2 protein-coding genes are annotated in these 1,370 nt (G+C 73.3%); both read left to right on the top strand.

From position 1 onward, the window contains the following. Nucleotides 1-160 precede the first annotated feature (160 nt). Entirely contained in the window at nt 161-355 is a 195-nt protein-coding gene (locus G6O68_RS31800; protein ID WP_165253770.1) for a DUF2997 domain-containing protein, read from the top strand. Between the two features lie 70 nt (nt 356-425). After that, the coding region (locus G6O68_RS31795) for an AAA family ATPase (RefSeq protein WP_165253768.1) at nt 426-1,370 on the top strand (945 nt) is incomplete at its 3' end.

Below are 1,370 nucleotides of genomic sequence, written 5' to 3'. Positions count from 1 at the left end.
GCGGCGGGGCCTGGGGGGAGCGGGCCCCGCTCGACCGCCTGCTGCAGATGTACGCGGTGGAAAAGGCCCGGATCGAGGCGAGGAGACGGGGCCACACCATCGCCGAGCGCCTCCTCGGCGACGGCTCCATCAGGCTCACGATCCAGGTCGGAGGTGCGTCTTGAAGAGGGTCGTCGAGATCTCGGTCGGCCCCAAGGGCGAGACGACCGTCCGAACGCGGGGCTTCGCCGGCCCGGAGTGCCGCGAGGCGAGCCGATCCGTCGAGCGGGCCCTGGGCCGGCGGACGTCCGAGGCGCTGACGGCCGAGTTCCACCAGGGCCAACGCTCCGATCTGCGGCTGGATCAGTCCACCTGACCCCGCCCCCGAATCCCTCGCCGCCCACTACCTGCGACCACCTCCCCCACACACCATCGAGGAGCCTTCGATGACGCTCGCCGAGCGCCTCGAGGAGTACGTGCGCGCCTGCTTCACCGGCCTGTGGCTCCGGTCCTCCGAGCACCAGGACGCCCTCGCCGAGGTCGCCGGCCTCTGCCGCGCCCGGGGTTGGACGGTCGCCGCCTGGGACGTCGGCGCTGGCCTCAGAATTCTAGAACGAGAAACCGAGGCTATCGCTCCCGTCGACGCCGCCGACCCGCTGGCGGCGATCCGGGCCCTGGACGCCATGGCCGCGCCCGAGGGCGCGGCGCTGCTGGTCCTGGTCAACTTCCACCGCTTCCTCGGCTCGCCCGAGGTGGTCCAGGCCCTCGATTCCCGGATCGTCGCCGGCAAGCAGGCCAGGAGCTTCGTCGTCGTCCTGTCGCCGGTCGTCCAGATGCCGGTCGAGCTGGAGAAGCAGTTCGTCGTCCTGGAGCACGACCTGCCGGGACGCGATCAGCTGGAGGCCATCGCCCGCTCGATCGCCTGCGAGCCGGGCGAGCTGCCCGGAGGCGACGAGCTCGACCGGATCCTGGACGCGGCCGCCGGGCTGACGCGGTACGAGGCCGAGGGGGCCTGCAGCCTCTCGCTCGTCCGCCACGGCCGCGTCGCCGCCGGGCCGCTCTGGGAGCTGAAGTCGTGCATGCTCAAGAAGTCGGGCCTGCTGACGCTGCACCGCGGCGGCGAGGCGTTCGCCGACCTGGGCGGGCTGGACGCCCTCAAGGCGTTCTGCTCGCGGGCCCTGCGGCCCGGCCGCGAGGCCGGCGTCCGCGCCCGGGGCGTCCTGCTTTTGGGCGTGCCGGGCACGGGCAAGTCGCAGTTCGCCAGGGCCCTGGGCAACGAGACGGGCCGGCCCACGCTGACGCTCGACGTCGGGGCCTTGCTCGGCAGCCTCGTGGGCCAGACCGAACAGAACGTGCGGCAGGCGCTGCGGATCGCCGACGCGATGGCCCCC

The sequence above is a fragment of the Paludisphaera soli genome (assembly GCF_011064595.1).
Lineage (GTDB): Bacteria > Planctomycetota > Planctomycetia > Isosphaerales > Isosphaeraceae > Paludisphaera > Paludisphaera soli.
This window is presented reverse-complemented; position numbering and strand designations above follow the sequence as displayed.